The following is an 18,090-nucleotide window of genomic DNA, read 5'->3' on the forward strand; positions in this document are numbered from 1 at the left end:
ACACCTTCTAAAGGCGGGTCAGATTGTAGGCATAGCTGCAATTGCCGCTTTTGGGCAACTATCCTGTGCTGTTTTCACTGGCCCTTTCGCGGGCAAGCCCGCTCCCACAGGTTCAACATCGACCTTCAGTACGAAGTAGAACCTGTGGGAGCGGGCTTGCCCGCGAAGAGGCCGGTACAGACAATCTAATTCACCAACACCTGCTGCACTTCCCCCACCGTCGCCGCCAAACTGTTCAAATGCAGTCCCAACACCCGCTCCACCGGCGCCTGGTCCAGCGGCCAGTGCAGCGCAATACTCCCCGCCAAACGCCCCTCCACCCGCACCGGCAAGGCAATCGCGCGGATCAGGAACGGCAAACGCACCGGATACTCCCAGAATCCTTCGGTGCGCTGGCCAAAGCCCTTGTGCCCATCCGCTTCGATATCGCGCAGCAGCGCCTCATCACCGACCCGCTCATGGGCCGCGAGGCGCTGCACCTCATCCGCCGCCAGTTCCTTCAAACACGCCCGCCCCATGGCCGAATGAAACAGGCTGGCATGGTGCCCGACGATCTGGCAGTTGACCGGGTAGCGCTTGCGCAGCACCTGCGGGATCGCGCTTTCCATCACCTCCAGCCGCTCACCGTCAAAACACGACAGGTCCGCCACCAACCCAGTGCGCTCGCTCAGTTCCAGCAATAACGGCGCAGCGCTTTCCACCAGTTGGCGCTTGAAGCGCTGCTGACGGTCGCCGAACAGGCGTCGGGCGCACAGGCGATAACGGCGGTCGCTCAGGCCACGGTAGACCCAGCCCTGCTCCTGCAAGGTGGCGAGCATGCGCGACACCGTGGCCTTGGGTAGCGTCGTCAGGTAATGCAGCTCTTCCAGCCCCAGCGCCTGATGCTCACCGAGCAATTCGACGATGGCCAGCGCCCGTTCCACCGAGCGCACGCCGCCACTCTCTGCGGTGATCCCCATGGTTTCGACCTCCTTGTCTGTGCGTGGATGGTCATCATGCCCAGCAAGATACGGGCCTGCCCAGGGTTATCAACGTGATTGCAGGCACGCAGGGGGCCGCCGCTCTACCCAACGGGTCAGCTGTTCGTGGGCAAAGGCCAGCTGCAGCACCGCGTGGTCGGCCTGCGCCGGGCCTATGATTTGCAGGCCCATCGGCAATCCGACGGCGTTGAAGCCCACCGGCACGCTCATGCTCGGCAGGCCGGCCAAGGTCGGGCCGATCACCACCTCCATCCAGCGGTGGTAGGTGTCCATCACCTGCCCGCCGACCACCTTCGGCCACGGCTCGGCTGCGTCGAAAGGGAACACTTGGGCAGACGGCAACAGCAGGAAATCGTAACGCTGGAACAATACGTTCAACGCCTGGTACCAGGCGCTGCGGTCCAGCGAGGCTTTGTAGATATCCGCCGCCGTCAGCTGCAGCCCCCCTTCTACCTCCCACTGCGCCTCCGGTTTGAGCAATGCGCGCTTGTCGGGGTCGGCATAGGCTGCGCTCAGGTTGCCATGCACCAGGAAGTGGCGATGGGTGAGCCAGCATTGCCACAAGCGCGCCATGTCGAAGCCGGGCTGGCAGGCCTCGACCTCGCAGCCCAGCTCGGCGAAGTCCGCCAGCGCGGCTTCGCACAGGCCCATGACACCGTCATCCATCGGCAGATAGCCATCGAAGTTGCCCAGCCAGCCGACCCGCACGCCCTTGAAGTCGCGTGGCAAGCCTGCCGCAAAGTCGCCCGGCCCATCACTCAGCGACAGCGGCGCACCAGGGGCCCGCCCAGCCTGCACCGACAGCAGACGCGCCACATCCGTCACCGTGCGCCCCATCGGCCCTTCCGTGGCCAATTGCTGCATGAACAGTTCCGGCGTCGGCCCATAAGGCACCCGCCCTTGCGAAGGGCGCAGGCCGAACACGTTGTTGAACGCCGCCGGGTTGCGCAACGAGCCCATCATGTCGCTGCCATCGGCCACCGGCAGCAAGCGCATGGCCAGCGCTGCCGCCGCACCACCGCTGCTGCCACCTGCCACACGGCCGTGGTCGTAGGCATTGGTGGTGGTGCCGTACAAGGTGTTGTAAGTCTGCGAACCCAGGCCGAATTCCGGCACATTGCTCTTGCCGACAATGATCGCCCCACTCGCCCGCACTCGCGCCACGCTGACCGCATCGTGCGCCGGCACCTGCTCGGCGAACAGCGGCGACCCCAGCGTGGTGCGCAGCCCCGCCGTGGCCGCCAGGTCCTTGATCGCCTGCGGCATGCCATGCATCCAGCCGCGCGATTGGCCACCTGCCAACTCACGGTCGCGCTCATCGGCCTCGGCCAGCAACGTTGCGCCGTCACGCAGCGACACCAGCGCATTGACCTTTGGGTTGAAGCGCTCGATATGGCTCAGGTAGGCGTTCATCACTTCACGGCACGACAACTGGCGGGCATGGATCGCCTGGGACAGCGCCTCGGCATCCAGGGCGACGATCGGGTCGATGGCGGACAGGTTCACGGTTTCACTCCAAGGTTGAAGGCGACAGGCTTGCCGGCACGCGGCGCCTCTTTCAGGCAATAGGTGCCCAGCAGCGTCAGCAGGCAGGCGAACAGCACGTAGAACGACGGCGCCACCGGCGTACCGAGCACCTTGCTCAGCCAGGTAACGATCAGTGGCGCGAAACCGCCGAATACCATCACCGCCACGTTGTAGGCCACCGACACCCCAGTAGAACGCACCTCGATGGGGAACTGCTCGGCCAACGCCGTCGGCGCCGGGCCGAAGAAGCCGCCAATGGCGGTGCACAGCAGCAGTTGCATCACCAGCAGGCGCTCGATCGACGGCGCCTCGGCCACCCACACGTACAGCGGGTAGACCATCACGAAGAACGCCAAGGTAAAGGCCATCAGCACCGGCCTGCGGCCCAGTCGGTCGGACAGCGCGCCGGCCAACGGGATGACCACGGTCATCAGCCCCACCGCCAGCATCTGCACCAGCAGCACCTGGTCCAGCGGCAGGCCCAGGTTCTTATGTGCAAAGGTCGGCATGTTCACCAGCACCACGTAGAACGACACCGTCGCCCCACAGGCCAGCCCCATCGACACCAGCAGGCTGCGCCGATGCTCACGCAGCACCTGCCACAGGCTCGGCGCCTGGCCCTTGGCCTGCTTGCGGGCTTCGAGGAACTCCTCGGGCTCTTCCATGTGCTTGCGAATCCACAGCCCCACCGGACCGATCAGCAAACCGATCACGAACGGGATCCGCCAGCCCCAGCTGTCCAGCGCCTCAGGCGTGCACAGGTGCGTCACCAACGCCACCATCGCCGCCCCGGAGAACACCGCCAGGCACTGCCCCACCAACTGCCACGAGCCATACAGCCCCTTGCGATGGGCCGGCGCGCTCTCCACCAGGAACGCCGTGGCGCTGGCATACTCGCCGCCCGTGGCGAAGCCCTGCAGCATGCGCGCGACCACGATCAGCAGCGGCGCGCCCATGCCGATGGCCAGGTAGTTGGGCGCAAAGGCGATCATCGCGATCGACACTGTCATCAGCCGAATGATCAGCTGCATGGCCGCCTTGCGGCCCTTGCGGTCGGAATAGATGCCCAGCAGCACGCCACCCACCGGGCGCATGAAAAAGCCCACGCCGAAGGTGGCCAGGGCCATCAGCAGCGAGGCGTACTCGTCGTCGGAAGGGAAGAACTGGCGGGCGATGATGCTCGCCAGAAAGCCGTACACGATAAAGTCATACCACTCCAGGGCATTGCCGATGACCGCCGCGACCACTTGCCGGGTACGCGACGCGCCTGTGTTTGAAGTCTGCATGCAGGGCACTCCATCAATCTGTTGGCCAGAAACGGTTCAAGTGCGGCAGTTGGGGAAGCGTGCAGCTTTTCAGGCGGGCTTGAGCCAGCTCTCCGCCAGCGCACCCCAGTAGGCGGCGCCGGTCAGCAGGATGTCGTCGTTGAAGTCGTAGGCAGGGTTATGCACCATCGGCCGCTGCACGCCGTTGCCGATGAACAGATAAGCGCCCGGGCAGCGCTGCAGCATCCAGGCGAAGTCCTCGCTGCCCATCAGCTTGCGGGTATTGCCGTCCACCGCGTCAGCGCCGAGCAGCTCAACCCCGACCTGATGGGCGAAGGCATTTTCTGCGGCGTGGTTGACCAGCACCGGGTACGCCGGGCGATGCTCGATGCTCGCGGTGCAGCCATAACTCTCGGCTTGGTGGGTGATGATTGCCCGCACCCGCTCCAGCGTCTGCGCCCGAACCTCGGCATTGAGCGCACGCAAGCTCAGGCGCAACAGCGCCTGCTGCGGGATCACATTGGCCGCCTCGCCCGCCTGCAGCGCGCCGACGGTCACCACCGCAGCCTCCTGCGCATCGATATTGCGCGCCACCACCGTCTGCAGCGCCATCACCACACTGGCCGCCGCCACCAGCGGGTCGACGGTCAGGTGCGGCATCGACCCATGCCCGCCAACCCCATCGAGGGTCACCGTGAGCAAGTCCTGCGAAGCCATCATCGGCCCCTCACGAAAGCCCAGGTGCCCCGCCGGCAGCCCCGGCATGTTGTGCATGCCGAACAGCGCGTCACAGGGGAAGCGCTCCAGCAACCCATCGGCCAGCATCGCCTCCGCCCCGCCCTGGCCCTCCTCGGCCGGTTGAAAGATCAGCGTCAGCGTGCCGTCGAATTGCCGCGTCGCTGCCAGGTAGCGCGCCGCGCCCAGCAGCATGGTGGTGTGACCGTCATGGCCACAGGCGTGCATGCAGCCCTGGTGGCGGCTGCTGTACGCAGCGCCGGTGGCCTCGTGGATCGGCAGCGCGTCCATGTCGGCGCGCAGGCCCAGCTTGCGTGGGCTGCTGCCATTGCGCAGCACGCCGACCACGCCAGTCTTGCCGATGCCGGTGTGCACCTCGTAGCCCCACTTTTGCAGCAGCGTGGCGACCAGGGCTGAGGTGCGGCTTTCTTCGAAGCCGAGTTCGGGGTGGGCGTGGATGTCGTGGCGGATGGCGTGCAGGTCGCTGGCCACGTCGTTGAGCCAGGCCAGGATGTGCTGGTGTTGCTGCATGGGGAATCTCCTCGCGCGGGTGGGTCCCGTTCTTGTTGTTCGCTTTGAGATCACGACGGGGAAGGCAGGTCGTGCTTGACGACAGATAAGCGCGAGTGGGGTGGGAGTACAAACGAATGTGGTTCCGTGGTGTGGAACAACGTTAGCGCGGGGTGCGGTTTTTCCTACAGGAAACGGCCTGGAAAATCGGATTCATCCGCTTTCTTGTAGTCCGTTTCCCAAAGATAATGCCGGCGCCTGTTTTTCGTTGCACACACTAAACCTGGCCCCTAGTCTCGGTTGGTCGCTGCTGATTCAGCGACCGGCTTTGACAGGCCGATGATTGTTGTCCGTGTGCATACGCTTATGGCGGCTGTACGTGCGGGCACATTCGTGTGCGCCGAGTGCCAACAATCTCGGTCTGTCAACCCGCGTACAGCTGCCACCCACTTGTTTGACAGCAAGGAAGATTGCGGCTCAACCATTGTTGGAGCGTAAGCATGCTTAAGATAGTCCCCGATCCACCCCACAACCTTCATACCCTGGAAGACACGCTGATGATGGCCGCAGACTACGCCCTCTGCGCCGAAGCCGTTGCGCAGCAGGCGATGTTGATGCAACCCAGGTCGCCCTCCTCCTTGTTGATCATGACCTCGATGCACGAGTTCGAAGCCTTGCGCAAATTGCTTGAGTTGGCACTGGTGCAAGTGCAGATGCCGCCTCACTCAAACGTGCGGCACTAGTCGGTTCATGTTCTGCCTGGACGGCAGTCACCCACCCTGTGGGCGCCGGCATGCCGGCGATAGGCCCGCCCAGGCAACCGCGTTTTCAGGGAGATATACAATGCCAAAAGAAGGCACAGTCGAAAAAACCACACCCGGCAAAACTACGTTCTATCAAGCGGAAGGCCGAACACAACCGCTGTTCTGCATCGCCCCAGGCATCCCTTGCCAGAATGCACGGGAGCAGGCGTCGGAGCTGATGGGATGTGTGCGGGAATTGACCATTACCGGGCTGATGGACGAAAAGCCGCAATTTTTATGGGCATCCTATTACTTGAGTGCGCTGGCGAAGGCATTGCTGGATGATGCTGAGTTGGGGATGCAGCGCTAGGTGTGCAAAGAGCTGGCCTCCCGTAGCGTAACGGTGGGTCAGCTTCAACTATCGATCCGGGACCATCTGCAACTGCCGATAGATGCGCTGCAAGCCTATGAGAGCCGCTGGTTTTTTCGATGAATCGGCCAAACAAGAGTTAGAGGTCATTGAATTCGGACCACGGATCGTATTTGTAATGCTCATCAACTTCAAGGAACGAAAGACCTTTCAAACCATCTGCATACGATCTAAAACGCTCACTACAAAACAGCTCCAAGGTCTCTTGGCATCGAAAAAAATCACTTTCGACATCATCGGACACCACAAACAAATCAATATTATCGATAGGGGCCGAGCCTGGATATAGCGAACTTTCAAGAATAAGCCCACTTTCTAGATCTCGGGAAACCTCATACACAGAGCGTACTTTATCAAGTGCAGCAATGCTTTCACCGGGCAAGAATATAAAACACTCTTCTTTTCTAATTTTTCCGCGCAATGAGAGATCGAGAGGAATAGCTTTATAGCTTACCCCCAAATCGTCACAAACATTCAAGAACTCTCGGGATACATACACGCAGCCCAATTGATAAAAATCAAAATCCAACTCATCAATACGCATATCTAAACTCGAAAGCTTTAGAGAGTATTGATGCTTGATATCCAGCCGCTTTGGATTAAGCTCAAAAGGATCCCATTCGAATCTTTCGCAGTTAAAAAAACCTGTTAAGCTTTCAGGGCATCCCTTCTCCGCCGAGCTGTAACTTACCACGTAATATTTCTTGTCACTCACATTCATAGCCACCGTCCATCACGTCTTTGTTATTTTTCCAACTTACCGCTATGAAGACTCATGTAGCTATCAGTCTAGTTCTTGAATAGCGTTTCTGATCATATGACTAAAGAACTCTTTGAAATCTTGGTGAATGACATTCTTATCACCTGTCCGCTTAAAGGAAAGTTCCGTCTCTAACACGACCGGCTCTCCAGCGCTACCGATAACTGAGGTATCTATTGAATAAATTGGCCCATACCCTGATGCTTTAATTACAATCATCGAATCATCAGCATCACCGTCTGCACGAGCCCTTTTTGTCGCAAAAACTACGCTTGGAACCGTTGTAGATCCTATACCGCTTTTTGTAATGCCGTAGTAGGTGTCACCAGCAAACGATAGCGCTCCATACTTTTTTAGAAACAGCCTGTAAGAAGGCGGAAACTTTACACACAGAGCTTCCTCGAAATCACTTATCTCATTATCAGGTGCGCCTCCGGCAAAAGCTGGATCATCTCCGCTCTTGATAATTTCCATTTCTAATTGATCTATATAGCTCACCATACACCTCTCTAAAACATTTGAAGATCGAATCCACCTTTATGATGCTTCCAAGTATTGAAGCCACTACTCATCCTTGGCGGAACAACCTGATTCCGGTGCATTTAGCGATGTAGTCATCGCGCTCCATATCTCCCGCTACCTAACCATGCAAGTTTAGCTTGTGCAAGTGACCGGCATCGTATCATAAAGGATGAACCTTCCGATCGTCTCTGCCGGAGTCAATCTGGTCAACCCCTAGTTCACTTCTATCAGATATAAGTCCTTTGCCACACATCATCATTCTGCTGTTCTCGCTTGCTCATCATCCACTTCCCATCATTCATGGTGATCGTCATCTTGAAGCAAGCCTGCATTCCTGTTGTTTTTCTAATCACAACGGAGACCAAGTTTAATGCCTCTTCATGCAACTCTACCACATCACTATCCGGATCATATTCTGGATGACGACCGCAAATAATATTTTTTACGCGGTCATAATTTCGATGATCGGCTATCACATACTTCTCAAAAATAGCCGAAAGATCTCGCCTCATTTTTTCCTCAAGATCTGTCTCTGATGAATCATCCGAAAACGTCTCCATGTTTTTTCTATAACAGCACGACTCCCACTCATACATAGCCGTCATAAAACCAATCAAAACAACCTGATACGCTTCACGCACATTAGTTACCGAATATTTTTCCATTTACCTAATCACACGTCGCTGGTTAACCCAAATGCTGGTAGGACTACAAACCAATTTTCAATCAACTAAAACACTTCCCGGCTCATGCTTATCCTGCTGAACCAGCTTTACAACCACCTCCCAACCGCCATCTTTGTAATCTTTTCGACCAAAAAAATACATACGTCATAACCCCCTCGTAATGATCCTCACTCGAGCAACCCTCCACTTCAAACTGATGAACAAAATCCATTGGCGTATTGCCTAAAAAGCGCCAGCTAGGCTCGTGCAGCCATTTCGGCGACGCACCGTAGGATCGAAAGCTATCGGCCAACCTGGAGGTTATCCAGGATATGGCTTTTTTTGGAGCAGCGACAATCCAGTCTACCGTCGGCACTTCCAACCCTTGATTAATATATTCATCAAACAAACTATTCACAAAGCCGTCGGCTTCCTCATGACTGGTTCCGGCTTTGTATTTTCTTGCGGCCACATGACTGCAGAACTGAACAAAATATATGATTTATCGCGATCTACCATGCAACCACTCCTTTTATGACTTCAATCAACTCGCAGCCCACCTTTCTGTAATTTCACGCAACTTTTAGATGACAATGATTTTATCCTTTGAATACCCCACGGGCCACCTTCCTGAAAAATACAGATCAATAACCTTGGACCACGCGCCATTACCCCCATAATACGTTTCAGATACGTACTGCCTAAATGCAAAACATGCAGCATTTCGCGCAACAATGCCAAAGTCATGCGGACCACAAACAAACTTACCCTTGTGTACACTTTTAATCGACTGCATTACTGCCTTACTAATTCGAAGCCGTGAATCTACCAATTCTTTAGGAGGCTTCGGGTACGCGCTGAAAGGATCCTCTTGAGTAGGTGAAGTCGGAAGCCATTCAATATCTTTGTAACAACCTTCAAAATCGCTTTCATTAGGCTCTACAAATACCTTAAAAACACTTTCCACATAAATTACCCCACTTTTAAAATCCGAGGCGAGGCCCATTTTTGAAAAAAGATCGGCACGCACCACTTCAACAGTTAACTCATCAACATTAAACATAGCACATCCTCATGCCTGCTATTGTGCCTGGCGGCAGAGCTTTTCTGCTGTGCTGGACAACTGTACTTAAACCCCGCCAGCTGCATGAAACCCTGAGATTCCGGGGACCCAGTGATTGGGCAGCTTACCTCTCGTCGGCATATAATTCGATAAATTATTTACGCCCCACTTTCAAGTGGAATTACATGGTGAAGTGCTACACCTTCCGGTCAAACTCGCCCTGCATTAACCTCACTGTCTTATCAGATAATTTGGATCGCGAACAAACTCTTTTTAAATACAACAAAACAATTAAAAAATTTCCTCAGACTTTAACTGACTTGCGCCACTTAGCAATAGCATCTTTAGCCAACGATTCACTGCATCTATTGCTCAAAACAAAAACACAGAACACTGCAATCCTTGTATAAGCAGAGAATCAGATTTACCTCGAAAAACGATTCTTTGTCTCTGCTTTTTTCCACGAAATTAGAATGCTCGCCTCACCCAGGACCTTGTTCACCGCCTCAAGCTCGTCGGGCTCTACATACCATAACCATGACGAAGAGCTCAGTGCCTGTAGCAAGCCGCGCTGGTGATTATCGCCAATCCACTCACCTAATGATTGACTGCCCACTTTGATTTTCAAATGATTATCATTTAGCAGGTTTACAGGATACACCATACGTAGCATATTTTTCTGATAGCGCCTTGCCCCCTGAAACCTGCCGGGGATTTCCTTCTTAAATGACAAAGAATTTTCATATGGGTACAGGGTAGCCATATTATTTCCCGCAGCATAACTGAACGCTTTACTAATTTTCTCACAGAAATAAATCACTCCGTAAGGGGCCGATGAATTATCGCAAGTGAACTTAACAAAATCGACTAATTCTTCGAGACCTATCGAACCACCTGAACATTGCCCATCAATATGACAAAAGCCACCAAATTCGTTCGTTGAATAGCCAAATGATGCATACCAAGGAGTAACACCCGATTTCTCGTTGTAAAGCCTAAAAGCCGTTGCATCCCCACTGTTAATTTTTTCTTCTAGTTCCGCCACAGACACAATTATAAGATCATGGTCGCCAACATGATCACCGCAAGTAAGATATTGGTAGAAACCAGCGCTAGTTATAGGCAAATCTAAACAAGCAAAAAAATGCTTTGCAAGCTTTAATGCCATTTTGGGAGCAACATGTTCAACCCCATATATAGCCAAGGCAATAGACATAACTGAACCTATACTCCAGAAATTAAATCATCAAGGATGGATTTCATGCCAGGCGCACTATAAGGATGCTCCAGCACCAAAAATTCGCTTCGCTTACTAGGCTCTGTATGTATACAGATGTCGCAAACACCGCATGAAGCAAGTTAGTGAGACCATGGCAGCATAACTTTTTGCAAGCTTGTCGAAGCGTGTCACGATCCGGCGGTTCTCTTTCAGCCAGACTAACATGCGCTCGACGATGTTGCGCTGTCGATATTTGTGCCAATCAAACAGTCTTGTTAAGCCAGGCTTGGGCTCGGGGTACATCGAGCGCAGGGGATGACAAGTTACACTCGATGATGATTGACCATGCGCCCGTCCGGCAGGGTCAGTGTGGTCAAGTTGCTGAGCGGGTTGTACTCATAGTCCTGAGCACCCTGGGGCGCGAGTTCCTGAGTCAGGCGTCTCAGCAGGTCATAATTGTAACTCAGCTTTTCAGCCGTGATGCCGAGTTGTTTGGCTAAACTGCTCGCCGTTCGCTGAATGCTTAGCAGCCGCTCGAATAGTCTGTTCCGCTCCGGACGCTTGGCACTTCGCTGTAGCCGAATCCCCTCAGGCGAATCCGATGACCGTAGGAGTAACAGCAGCAATATCGGACACTCCAGGATTCAGAGTACATGGTTGCTCAACCGCTAATTGGCAATTTTTAAGATCAGTCTCGAAGGCGAGTTTTAAACTTCGTAAATTCATGCCTCTTTAGAAGTTGAAACCTGCAGCTTTACGCCAAGCGAATACAAAGCCCCAAGCCAGCCTCACCCAACTCAACTTACGCCCTTGACACACCATCTAAAATACAAAGCCACATATTATTGAATAAAACCTGTTTGAGAGAGATCTCCTCACCACCCTGCCTCATGACAACCTCTTCCAAATGACGGCCCGAAAGAAAATTATTGGAATATTAATTCATAAAAATTACTCAACTGAACTGCATATTTTTTAGCTCCCGAAACCCTAATCGCTCTCAGGTAAGATTCAAGCCCGCGCGAATTAAACCTCAAAAAGTGCAACTCAATCAGATATCCTATCAGGAAATTAGGATAGAATGGATGCACCTCTAAAACCACATCGCCTTCGTCTTCTGGATGCTTGCCGTCTTGCTCATCATCAGCCCCATCCAAAGATTTAAGCTTTGCACCAACAAACTCTCGAACCACCCCTAGATCGTGCGCAACGACCTCCAAGTCGACAGCGGTTAAACTTGCAGCATTAAGTTTATTGGCATCATATTGAATAACAATATCAGGAATCAAATCAGTATTTAGTGGCAAATGTAAATCCCCAGCTACTCCCTTTAACAACTTTGCGTAGGCTTCACTTCCCAACCAAGCGCGAACGTCATCTACACTTACCATACGTCAAGCCCTCTTACTATCCGAACCAAATCACTTACAACATGCCTGAACAGGTCCACCGCTTCGTGCTGCCAGGGTGCCCGGGCATTCAAGTTTTGATTTCTATGAACACACCATTCCCAGCAATTCGCTGCGATATTCCTGGCGCTACTCCAACATCCACATCCCCAAAGATCAAACCAGGCAGTGGGATTGGACATGAAACGGTACAGAATTAAACGTCCATCTAAGCAAATTGAATCTTGTATTGCAAAAGGCCAACTCCAGCCCCTCTAATCATCTTATTCAATAAAATCTAATAGCTCATCGAGAGATCCAAATTGATCGGAGCCTTCTAACGAAACACTTCCTGAATCTACGAGAAAAATACTGTCCGATCCGCCTTTGTCTATCAATAGCATCCGACCGCCCGAGTCATCCCCAATCGCAATCATGCCTATAAAATTCTCGTCAATTTCAAATGTACGATTACGTTCCTCAACTTCACTCACCGAATAAATCAAAACCAGATCATTCAGGAAAGCTCCATCGCTTTGCTTCCAGAAATTGACGATCCAACACGTGCTAGAAATGCCACAGCGCTTACATAACGCTTCAATACTCGTCTCGGAGGCACCATCATGACGCTCAGAAAAAACCACCATTACTCAAATGCTCCCAAAGCTTCGTATTATTTATTTGATTTACTTGCTGCACTTTAGGCAGCGTTTAGACTAGATTTCGGTTACCAATGGTGTGGCGAGGTGGTGTTTTAAGCAGATCGTACGGCCCAGCGGGTCGGTTTCTTCGACCAGGCCGCCAAAGTCGTCGTACTTGAGCGCCAGGCGGTTACCGTCCGGCAAGGTGAAGCCGACGATGTTGCCGAACGCATCGAAATCCATGCCGTAGCGCTCGCCGCCGAAGTCGCGGCTGGCGATGACGCGGCGGTCTTCGTTGTAGTGGATCTCCAGCTCGCGGCCGAGGACGTCGGTGGCCCAGCTGGTGCGCTGGGCGACGTCGTAGCGGAAATGGTAATGCTCGCCGTCGCTGGTCCAGTGTTCGACCACGCGGGGCTTGTCGTGCTGGGTTTGCCAACGGTACTCGCAGATCAGGTCAAGGGGATTGCTGTGGCGAACCATCAGGCCATCGCCGTAGGCGAATCGCCGTACCGAATCGCCGTTACGGTTGATGACTTCGTTCAGCTGGCCGTTGTCGTCGTATCGATAGCGCACCAATGTTTCCACGGCGTGCTGGTCGACGATGCGTTTGACTTCGGTCAGGCGACCGAGGGGGTGCTCGTAATGCAGGTGGACCCGGACATTGCCTGGGGCGCTGATATCGGTCAGGCGCTGATTGGCATCCCGGGTGAACTGCAGGTAGTGGCCCAGTGCGTTTTCCAGGCGGTACAGCAGTACGGCGGTGTTGTCGTCCGGTACTTCACCGGAGTAGAAGAACACATTGTCCAGGGTCTGCAGCAGGTAGTGGCCGCCTGCGGTGCGGACCAGATGAATGTCCGCGCTGAGAGCTGACTATTCTTACAGCGTTTCAAACTAATAAAAAGTGGGGACCGAGTAACGCCCCCTTACTTTTATGCTCAATTGTTAGAGAGCCACTAGCGACACCATTGCAGTACTCAACATATTGAGCTATTGATCATCCCACGTGCCGCGCTATGCAACGGCCCGCTAATTTTCTGCCATTGCGCCCTAAGATAAACAAGCTAAATTACATCGAAACGTATGCCGGCGAAAGGAAAGCCACTGGGTAGTGAGCTCGATTTGATTCGTCCTACTAACAACCCCTCAAGCACAGCAGTCAAATTATCTTTAAAATACTCAACCTCCGGCGACCTAGAAGCAATAATTGCTATCTGCCACTCGCTACTATTTTGCATCGAGGTTACAACCCAAAAAATGTAATCCCCATTGTCGGTAACACCTACTGGTATCAACCCGTTTTCTACAGGATAAAGGGGATAGCTAAAATAATCACTATCAGACTCTTTCAGATCATTGAAATCACTTAAAACCAATCTGAATTGATCAAAGAAATTGATATCTTCATTTTTGCTAAATGGATTAAACACAACCAAAAAATCAGCTATCCTTCCGGACCCATAGACATTTATAAATTCAACATAGTCTGAAGGGAAAGGCATCCCATCAATCAGTGGCCACTATTCACCCGCACCCGCTTCATTAGGTGTGACGGGAGGCGCCATGATTGCAAGAAGATTATTTATTGACATATTCACATCCCAGGAGCGGTTTCTTTAATCAGGCGGCCATAGTCCTCGTACTTGAGCGCCAAGCGATTGCCGTCCGCCAAGGTGAAACGAACGAATTACGCATCGAATTGGATGCTTTGGAAACGCTCATTAGACTCACAAAAATTGATTGCTTGCAACTCGGCGGACGTGACTTCAATCTACTAAAGCGCGTCCTCTCGTATCAATAAGAATCAGTTTTTAAAGAACCTCAGCGTATCCTCATCAATACTGCTGTAAGAATCGCTCGACGAGGGCATAGCCTGAAACACCCATTAGTAAGTGGCTCTGATATTCGTCAATCGATAAAAGTCTAACGGGCTCTCCTCGCCGATACAACGTTCCAGCCATATTAAACTCAAAGCCCGCTAAATAAGAGTCACACAATGACCCTGAGTGCAAAATCGGCCACTCGCCGGACTTCAACTTATCTACCGCCGTGAATATCACAGCAAAAGGTCCCTTATGATCTTTAAAGCTTAGGTATTGAGCACCCTCAGGAACAGTTTTCTCACTTCCAATTGACAAAACCCCAAAAGCAAAAATTTTCTTGAATTTCTGCTCTTTACTTTTAATACCCATCCAGATGACCTGACTGACAGCAAATCGACCGTCTTCCATGGGTATCAAAAAATAGTCGCCACTTTGCATAAAACTTTTCTCCAGTCATAAATCAGGCCATCGTCGTACACGAAGCGCCGCACTGAGTCGCCGTTGCGGTTGATGACTTCGTTCAGCTGGCCGGTGTCGTCGTAACGGTAGCGCACCAGGGTTTCCACGGCGTGCTGGTCGACGATGCGTTTGACTTCGGTCAGGCGACCGAGGGGGTGCTCGTAATGCAGGTGGACCCGGACATTGCCTGGGGCGCTGATTGGCATCCCGGGTAAACTGCAGGTAGTGACCCAGTGCGTTTTCCAGACGGTACAGCGGTACGGCGGTGTTGTCGTCCGGTACTACACCGAAATAAAAGAACACCTTGTCCAGAGTTTGCAGCAGGTAGCCGCCGCCTACGGTGGGGACGAGATGACAAATCCAATAAATAGCTAAATATTGACAATGAATCAATTACATATCAGAGTGGGGGCTAATCAATAGCCCCACTTTGTAACGTTCAATTGTTAGAGAGCCGCCAAGCCACACCCAGCATTAAAAGTACTGGACTATTGATCAGCCAGGGGAAATTGCCACGCTTTACTTCCGCAAAACTTATGAACCGAATCGCATTCTATGAGGTTTCACCCGACCCTCTTACGCACTCGCCCAGAAAGCGCTATACGGCCTAGCGAGACCATTCGCTAAGGGAATCGCTGCTCTTGATAACCATTTGGAAACACATTAACAATCCGAGCTAGTTCATCGCCAGCGTACTCAAACACAACTTCAAACTCTGAAAAATCAGTTTCACTATGTTCTTTTTGGCGCACCAGAATCTTCTTCAATTGCCCTTCTGTGTATTCATAGATCGAGTCACTACAGCCGTACTCACCCCAATTCAGATCTCTCCCTACCAACTCTCCATCAAGAATCGAAGTCGAGACATTTCGCAGCTTACCCACACTCGTAAAATGTATGCGCTCTACAGATCCCTCGCCATAAATACAAAACTCTTTACTTACTATATTTTCGGACTGACCATACACCTCAATAAGAATGACGCGACCACTCTCATCAAGATGATAAACATGAGTATTTTTAATATTAGCAGGCAGCTTTCTGAGAATTTTACCCTTTTTAAAACCGGCGCGCTCGACCTCATAAGGACGAAGATTATAAAGCGGCCCTTTACTTATTACCTTTTCACCAACCTTCAGCGACACCTCTGCCAAATAATTGCCAAGACAATCACTGGCGCCCAAACTGATTGCCTCAAAAGTTTCTTTCAAGCCGTTTAGATTTACCACCCAAGTCTCCTTTTCAAAACAAACCGCGAGCGATCTCTGAGTTAATTTTATTGAGCTCCCTCAAGAAATCACCGCTAGTATTCAACGATATGAGGCGATCATAAACTTTTTGCTTGTACGCATTCGTGTGAATGCTCGCATGATTGGGCAAAGTATTACCCGAGGGAAGCTTAACCTTACTATTCGAAGGGAGGAATATACCGTTTTCAGCCGTATTTATATCAATATCCAAATTTTTCATCTTGGTCTGAAGGGCCACCATCCTCACGTCTGTAGAGTTAGACATAACAATGTGGTGAGCAGAGTTCTTAAATGCCGGCTCGGATTTGCCCGCAGCCACCATATTTGACCTAAGCGCTTTTGCATCAGTCGAACATGTCAATCCCCACGGATCAATCCAGATCACTGAGTTGACAGCATACTGATAAAGGTTAAATCCGCCACGCAAACCTATTGGGTCCTGCGTAACAAATCGCCCGGCATCCGTATCATAGAATCTGAACGTGTTGTAATGCAGCCCCGTTTCACAATCGAAATACTGCCCTTGGAACCGCAGGTTTTGCTCGACCTCATTGACGACAAGTTGCTCTATAGAGCCCCATGTGCGATACGTCGCCTGCCAAACGATCTCGCCTTCGCTGTTACTTAACTCCAGCGGCGTACCAATCTGGTCCGTATGGTAGTAGTAGACCTTCTGCTCCTCCCCTTCGGCCTGATCCACCCGCGCCAGCGGCGCATAGCTGGCCGGTTCGTAGAGATACAGAACGCTCTGCCCCGGCACCTCCTCACGCAGCATCCTCAGCCCTTGCCAGAGGAAGCGCTTCTGCTCCGTGGCGCCCTTGATTTCCGACTGCTTGGCTACCCGCCGCCCCAGGCTGTCATAGCGATACGCGCCGGTACTTTCCAGCTTGCCATTGACCAGCGTCTCAGCGCGGACCAGACGGTTCTCGCAGTCATAACTAAAACTCTGCAGCTTGCTATGCCCCGAGCGCTTCTCGATCAGGTTGCCCCACGGGTCATAACGGTACTCCTGATCCCGCCAACGCTTGATGCGGTTGTCTTTGACCTTCTCAAATTGCCGCGCATTGAAGTCGAGGCGGTTGGCCGCCGCGTCGTAACGGAACTCTTCGCTGCCCACCAGTGATCCGGTGTCACGGCTATGCAGCTGGCCGTTGGCTTCGTACTCGTACTTGATCTCACCACGCAACTTGTCCAGCGTGCGGACCAACTCCCCGGCCGGGTCGTACTGGTAACGTCGGTGAATCGGGTTATACGCATGCTCCACCAGCAACGAGGTATTGATGCCAGGGTTGTGCACCTGCGACAGCTTGTCGGCGGGCAGCGTGGACGCAAACTGCCACGCCTTACGCCCCATCGCGTCGTAACCAAAGCAACTGGTCAGTTTGCCCTGTGTGCGGTACACCTCGCGGTGCAGGTCATCACGCTCCATGTCGCTGATCACCTGGCCATCCAGGTTCAGCTGGTGTAGGTGGCCGCTGCCGTAGTACAGATGATTGACCTTGCGCCCATCCGGCAGAGTCAGTGTGGTCAGGTTGCTGAGCGAGTCGTACTCATAATCCAGTGCACCTTGGGGCGTGAGTTCCTGGGTCAAACGTCCCAGCAGGTCGTAGCGGTAACCCAGCTTCTCATCCGTGATGCCCAGTTGCTTGCCGACACTGGTCGGTAGGCGCTGAATGCTCAACAGCCGGTCAGCCTCGTCGTACTCAAAATCCTGGCGGGCGTCGCGGTTGACCTTGACCAGCAAGCGGCCAATCGCGTCACGCTCGAACAGCGTGTTGCGCTCGGGGCGCTCGCCGTTTTCGCCATAGCCGATTTCGTCCAGGCGAACCAAATTGCCGCCAGCGTCATAGCTGAAGCGCCGGGTCAGATTATCGACCCGCACTTCTTCACTCAGCCGGTCCGAGGCGTCATAGGCAAAGCGATAAGCCGCGCTGTTTTCGTTGACCAGCGCAGTCAGGCGAATCGCCTTGTCGTACTCGTACCGAATCCACTGCCCTTTGGCATCCTGACGACTGCTGGGCAAGCCACGAGAAGTACGTTGCAAGCGCGTGGTCTGGCCTTTGCCGTCGGTGTGGGTCAGTACCTGGCCGAGGCTGTTGTAGGTAAAGGATTC

17 protein-coding genes and 4 pseudogenes are annotated in these 18,090 nt (G+C 53.1%); 2 read left to right on the plus strand and 19 right to left on the minus strand.

Translation table 11 applies throughout. The features are described from left to right. Positions 1–185: 185 nt before the first annotated feature. The 4 genes from ACZ6YA_RS11240 to ACZ6YA_RS11255 form a co-directional block, all read right to left on the minus strand. Positions 186–959: an IclR family transcriptional regulator gene (locus ACZ6YA_RS11240; RefSeq protein WP_465897181.1), complete on the minus strand. Its 774-nt coding sequence runs from the start codon at positions 957–959 to the stop codon at positions 186–188. A gap of 69 nt (positions 960–1,028) precedes the next feature. Continuing rightward, positions 1,029–2,486 (minus strand): amidase, encoded by a 1,458-nt coding sequence (locus ACZ6YA_RS11245; protein ID WP_465897182.1) that lies wholly within the window; start codon positions 2,484–2,486, stop codon positions 1,029–1,031. Continuing rightward, positions 2,483–3,793 (minus strand): citrate-proton symporter, encoded by a 1,311-nt coding sequence (locus ACZ6YA_RS11250; protein WP_465897183.1) that lies wholly within the window; start codon positions 3,791–3,793, stop codon positions 2,483–2,485. The genes ACZ6YA_RS11245 and ACZ6YA_RS11250 overlap by 4 nt, the downstream gene beginning before the upstream one ends. A 69-nt stretch (positions 3,794–3,862) precedes the next feature. Next, positions 3,863–5,038, minus strand: coding sequence for a M20 aminoacylase family protein (locus ACZ6YA_RS11255; protein ID WP_465897184.1), 1,176 nt, complete (start codon positions 5,036–5,038; stop codon positions 3,863–3,865). 479 nt (positions 5,039–5,517) lie between these two features. Between ACZ6YA_RS11255 and ACZ6YA_RS11260 the strand changes: the two genes are divergently transcribed. Both ACZ6YA_RS11260 and ACZ6YA_RS11265 read left to right on the plus strand, forming a co-directional pair. Continuing rightward, positions 5,518–5,760: a hypothetical protein gene (locus ACZ6YA_RS11260; RefSeq protein ID WP_465897185.1), complete on the plus strand. Its 243-nt coding sequence runs from the start codon at positions 5,518–5,520 to the stop codon at positions 5,758–5,760. A 100-nt stretch (positions 5,761–5,860) separates the two neighbouring features. Continuing rightward, positions 5,861–6,130 (plus strand): DUF3077 domain-containing protein, encoded by a 270-nt coding sequence (locus ACZ6YA_RS11265; RefSeq protein WP_465897186.1) that lies wholly within the window; start codon positions 5,861–5,863, stop codon positions 6,128–6,130. A 139-nt stretch (positions 6,131–6,269) separates the two neighbouring features. Here ACZ6YA_RS11265 and ACZ6YA_RS11270 read toward each other — a convergent pair whose 3' ends face one another. The 15 genes and pseudogenes from ACZ6YA_RS11270 to ACZ6YA_RS11340 form a co-directional block, all read right to left on the minus strand. Continuing rightward, entirely contained in the window at positions 6,270–6,911 is a 642-nt protein-coding gene (locus tag ACZ6YA_RS11270; protein WP_465897187.1) for an imm11 family protein, read from the minus strand. 63 nt (positions 6,912–6,974) lie between these two features. Next, positions 6,975–7,451: an SMI1/KNR4 family protein gene (locus ACZ6YA_RS11275; RefSeq protein ID WP_465897188.1), complete on the minus strand. Its 477-nt coding sequence runs from the start codon at positions 7,449–7,451 to the stop codon at positions 6,975–6,977. A 248-nt stretch (positions 7,452–7,699) separates the two neighbouring features. After that, a complete protein-coding gene (locus tag ACZ6YA_RS11280) occupies positions 7,700–8,137 on the minus strand; it encodes an NTF2 fold immunity protein (protein WP_465897189.1) in 438 nt (145 codons plus the stop codon). A 583-nt stretch (positions 8,138–8,720) separates the two neighbouring features. Further along, positions 8,721–9,200 carry a hypothetical protein gene (locus ACZ6YA_RS11285; protein ID WP_465897190.1) on the minus strand — a complete coding sequence of 160 codons (480 nt, stop codon included), beginning with the start codon at positions 9,198–9,200 and terminating at the stop codon, positions 8,721–8,723. A gap of 424 nt (positions 9,201–9,624) precedes the next feature. Beyond that, positions 9,625–10,416, minus strand: a complete 792-nt coding sequence (locus ACZ6YA_RS11290) for a hypothetical protein (RefSeq protein WP_465897191.1) — start codon at positions 10,414–10,416, stop codon at positions 9,625–9,627. Positions 10,417–10,512: 96 nt separating this feature from the next. Continuing rightward, positions 10,513–10,734: pseudogene (locus tag ACZ6YA_RS11295) on the minus strand (IS5/IS1182 family transposase); the annotation flags it as partial. A gap of 20 nt (positions 10,735–10,754) precedes the next feature. After that, a pseudogene (locus ACZ6YA_RS11300) lies at positions 10,755–11,026 on the minus strand (HNH/ENDO VII family nuclease); the annotation flags it as partial. Between the two features lie 319 nt (positions 11,027–11,345). Next, complete coding sequence (locus ACZ6YA_RS11305; protein ID WP_465897192.1) at positions 11,346–11,810, minus strand: hypothetical protein; 465 nt, start codon at positions 11,808–11,810, stop codon at positions 11,346–11,348. 281 nt (positions 11,811–12,091) lie between these two features. Further along, positions 12,092–12,454, minus strand: coding sequence for a hypothetical protein (locus ACZ6YA_RS11310; protein WP_465897193.1), 363 nt, complete (start codon positions 12,452–12,454; stop codon positions 12,092–12,094). A gap of 72 nt (positions 12,455–12,526) precedes the next feature. Next, positions 12,527–13,300: pseudogene (locus ACZ6YA_RS11315) on the minus strand (type IV secretion protein Rhs); the annotation flags it as partial. A gap of 209 nt (positions 13,301–13,509) precedes the next feature. Further along, positions 13,510–13,947 (minus strand): SMI1/KNR4 family protein, encoded by a 438-nt coding sequence (locus tag ACZ6YA_RS11320; RefSeq protein ID WP_465897195.1) that lies wholly within the window; start codon positions 13,945–13,947, stop codon positions 13,510–13,512. Positions 13,948–14,280: 333 nt separating this feature from the next. Then, a complete protein-coding gene (locus ACZ6YA_RS11325) occupies positions 14,281–14,706 on the minus strand; it encodes a hypothetical protein (RefSeq protein WP_465897196.1) in 426 nt (141 codons plus the stop codon). 20 nt (positions 14,707–14,726) lie between these two features. Next, positions 14,727–15,081, minus strand: a pseudogene (locus ACZ6YA_RS11330) (hypothetical protein); the annotation flags it as partial. 269 nt (positions 15,082–15,350) lie between these two features. Then, positions 15,351–15,956, minus strand: a complete 606-nt coding sequence (locus ACZ6YA_RS11335; protein ID WP_465897198.1) for a hypothetical protein — start codon at positions 15,954–15,956, stop codon at positions 15,351–15,353. 13 nt (positions 15,957–15,969) lie between these two features. Further along, on the minus strand, positions 15,970–18,090 hold a 2,121-nt coding region (locus ACZ6YA_RS11340), incomplete at its 5' end, for an RHS repeat-associated core domain-containing protein (RefSeq protein ID WP_465897200.1).

Source organism: Pseudomonas sp. NPDC090752, assembly GCF_055584805.1.

Excerpts from the sequence above, each read along its gene's own strand:
- ACZ6YA_RS11275 (WP_465897188.1), bottom strand. The coding sequence starts at position 7,451 with ATGGTGAGCTATATAGATCAATTAGAAATGGAAATTATCAAGAGCGGA.
- ACZ6YA_RS11265 (WP_465897186.1), top strand. The coding sequence starts at position 5,861 with ATGCCAAAAGAAGGCACAGTCGAAAAAACCACACCCGGCAAAACTACG.
- ACZ6YA_RS11255 (WP_465897184.1), bottom strand. The coding sequence starts at position 5,038 with ATGCAGCAACACCAGCACATCCTGGCCTGGCTCAACGACGTGGCCAGC.
- ACZ6YA_RS11250 (WP_465897183.1), bottom strand. The coding sequence starts at position 3,793 with ATGCAGACTTCAAACACAGGCGCGTCGCGTACCCGGCAAGTGGTCGCG.
- ACZ6YA_RS11285 (WP_465897190.1), bottom strand. The coding sequence starts at position 9,200 with ATGTTTAATGTTGATGAGTTAACTGTTGAAGTGGTGCGTGCCGATCTT.
- ACZ6YA_RS11325 (WP_465897196.1), bottom strand. The coding sequence starts at position 14,706 with ATGCAAAGTGGCGACTATTTTTTGATACCCATGGAAGACGGTCGATTT.
- ACZ6YA_RS11305 (WP_465897192.1), bottom strand. The coding sequence starts at position 11,810 with ATGGTAAGTGTAGATGACGTTCGCGCTTGGTTGGGAAGTGAAGCCTAC.
- ACZ6YA_RS11280 (WP_465897189.1), bottom strand. The coding sequence starts at position 8,137 with ATGGAAAAATATTCGGTAACTAATGTGCGTGAAGCGTATCAGGTTGTT.
- ACZ6YA_RS11240 (WP_465897181.1), bottom strand. The coding sequence starts at position 959 with ATGGGGATCACCGCAGAGAGTGGCGGCGTGCGCTCGGTGGAACGGGCG.
- ACZ6YA_RS11320 (WP_465897195.1), bottom strand. The coding sequence starts at position 13,947 with ATGCCTTTCCCTTCAGACTATGTTGAATTTATAAATGTCTATGGGTCC.
- ACZ6YA_RS11310 (WP_465897193.1), bottom strand. The coding sequence starts at position 12,454 with ATGGTGGTTTTTTCTGAGCGTCATGATGGTGCCTCCGAGACGAGTATT.
- ACZ6YA_RS11270 (WP_465897187.1), bottom strand. The coding sequence starts at position 6,911 with ATGAATGTGAGTGACAAGAAATATTACGTGGTAAGTTACAGCTCGGCG.
- ACZ6YA_RS11290 (WP_465897191.1), bottom strand. The coding sequence starts at position 10,416 with ATGTCTATTGCCTTGGCTATATATGGGGTTGAACATGTTGCTCCCAAA.
- ACZ6YA_RS11260 (WP_465897185.1), top strand. The coding sequence starts at position 5,518 with ATGCTTAAGATAGTCCCCGATCCACCCCACAACCTTCATACCCTGGAA.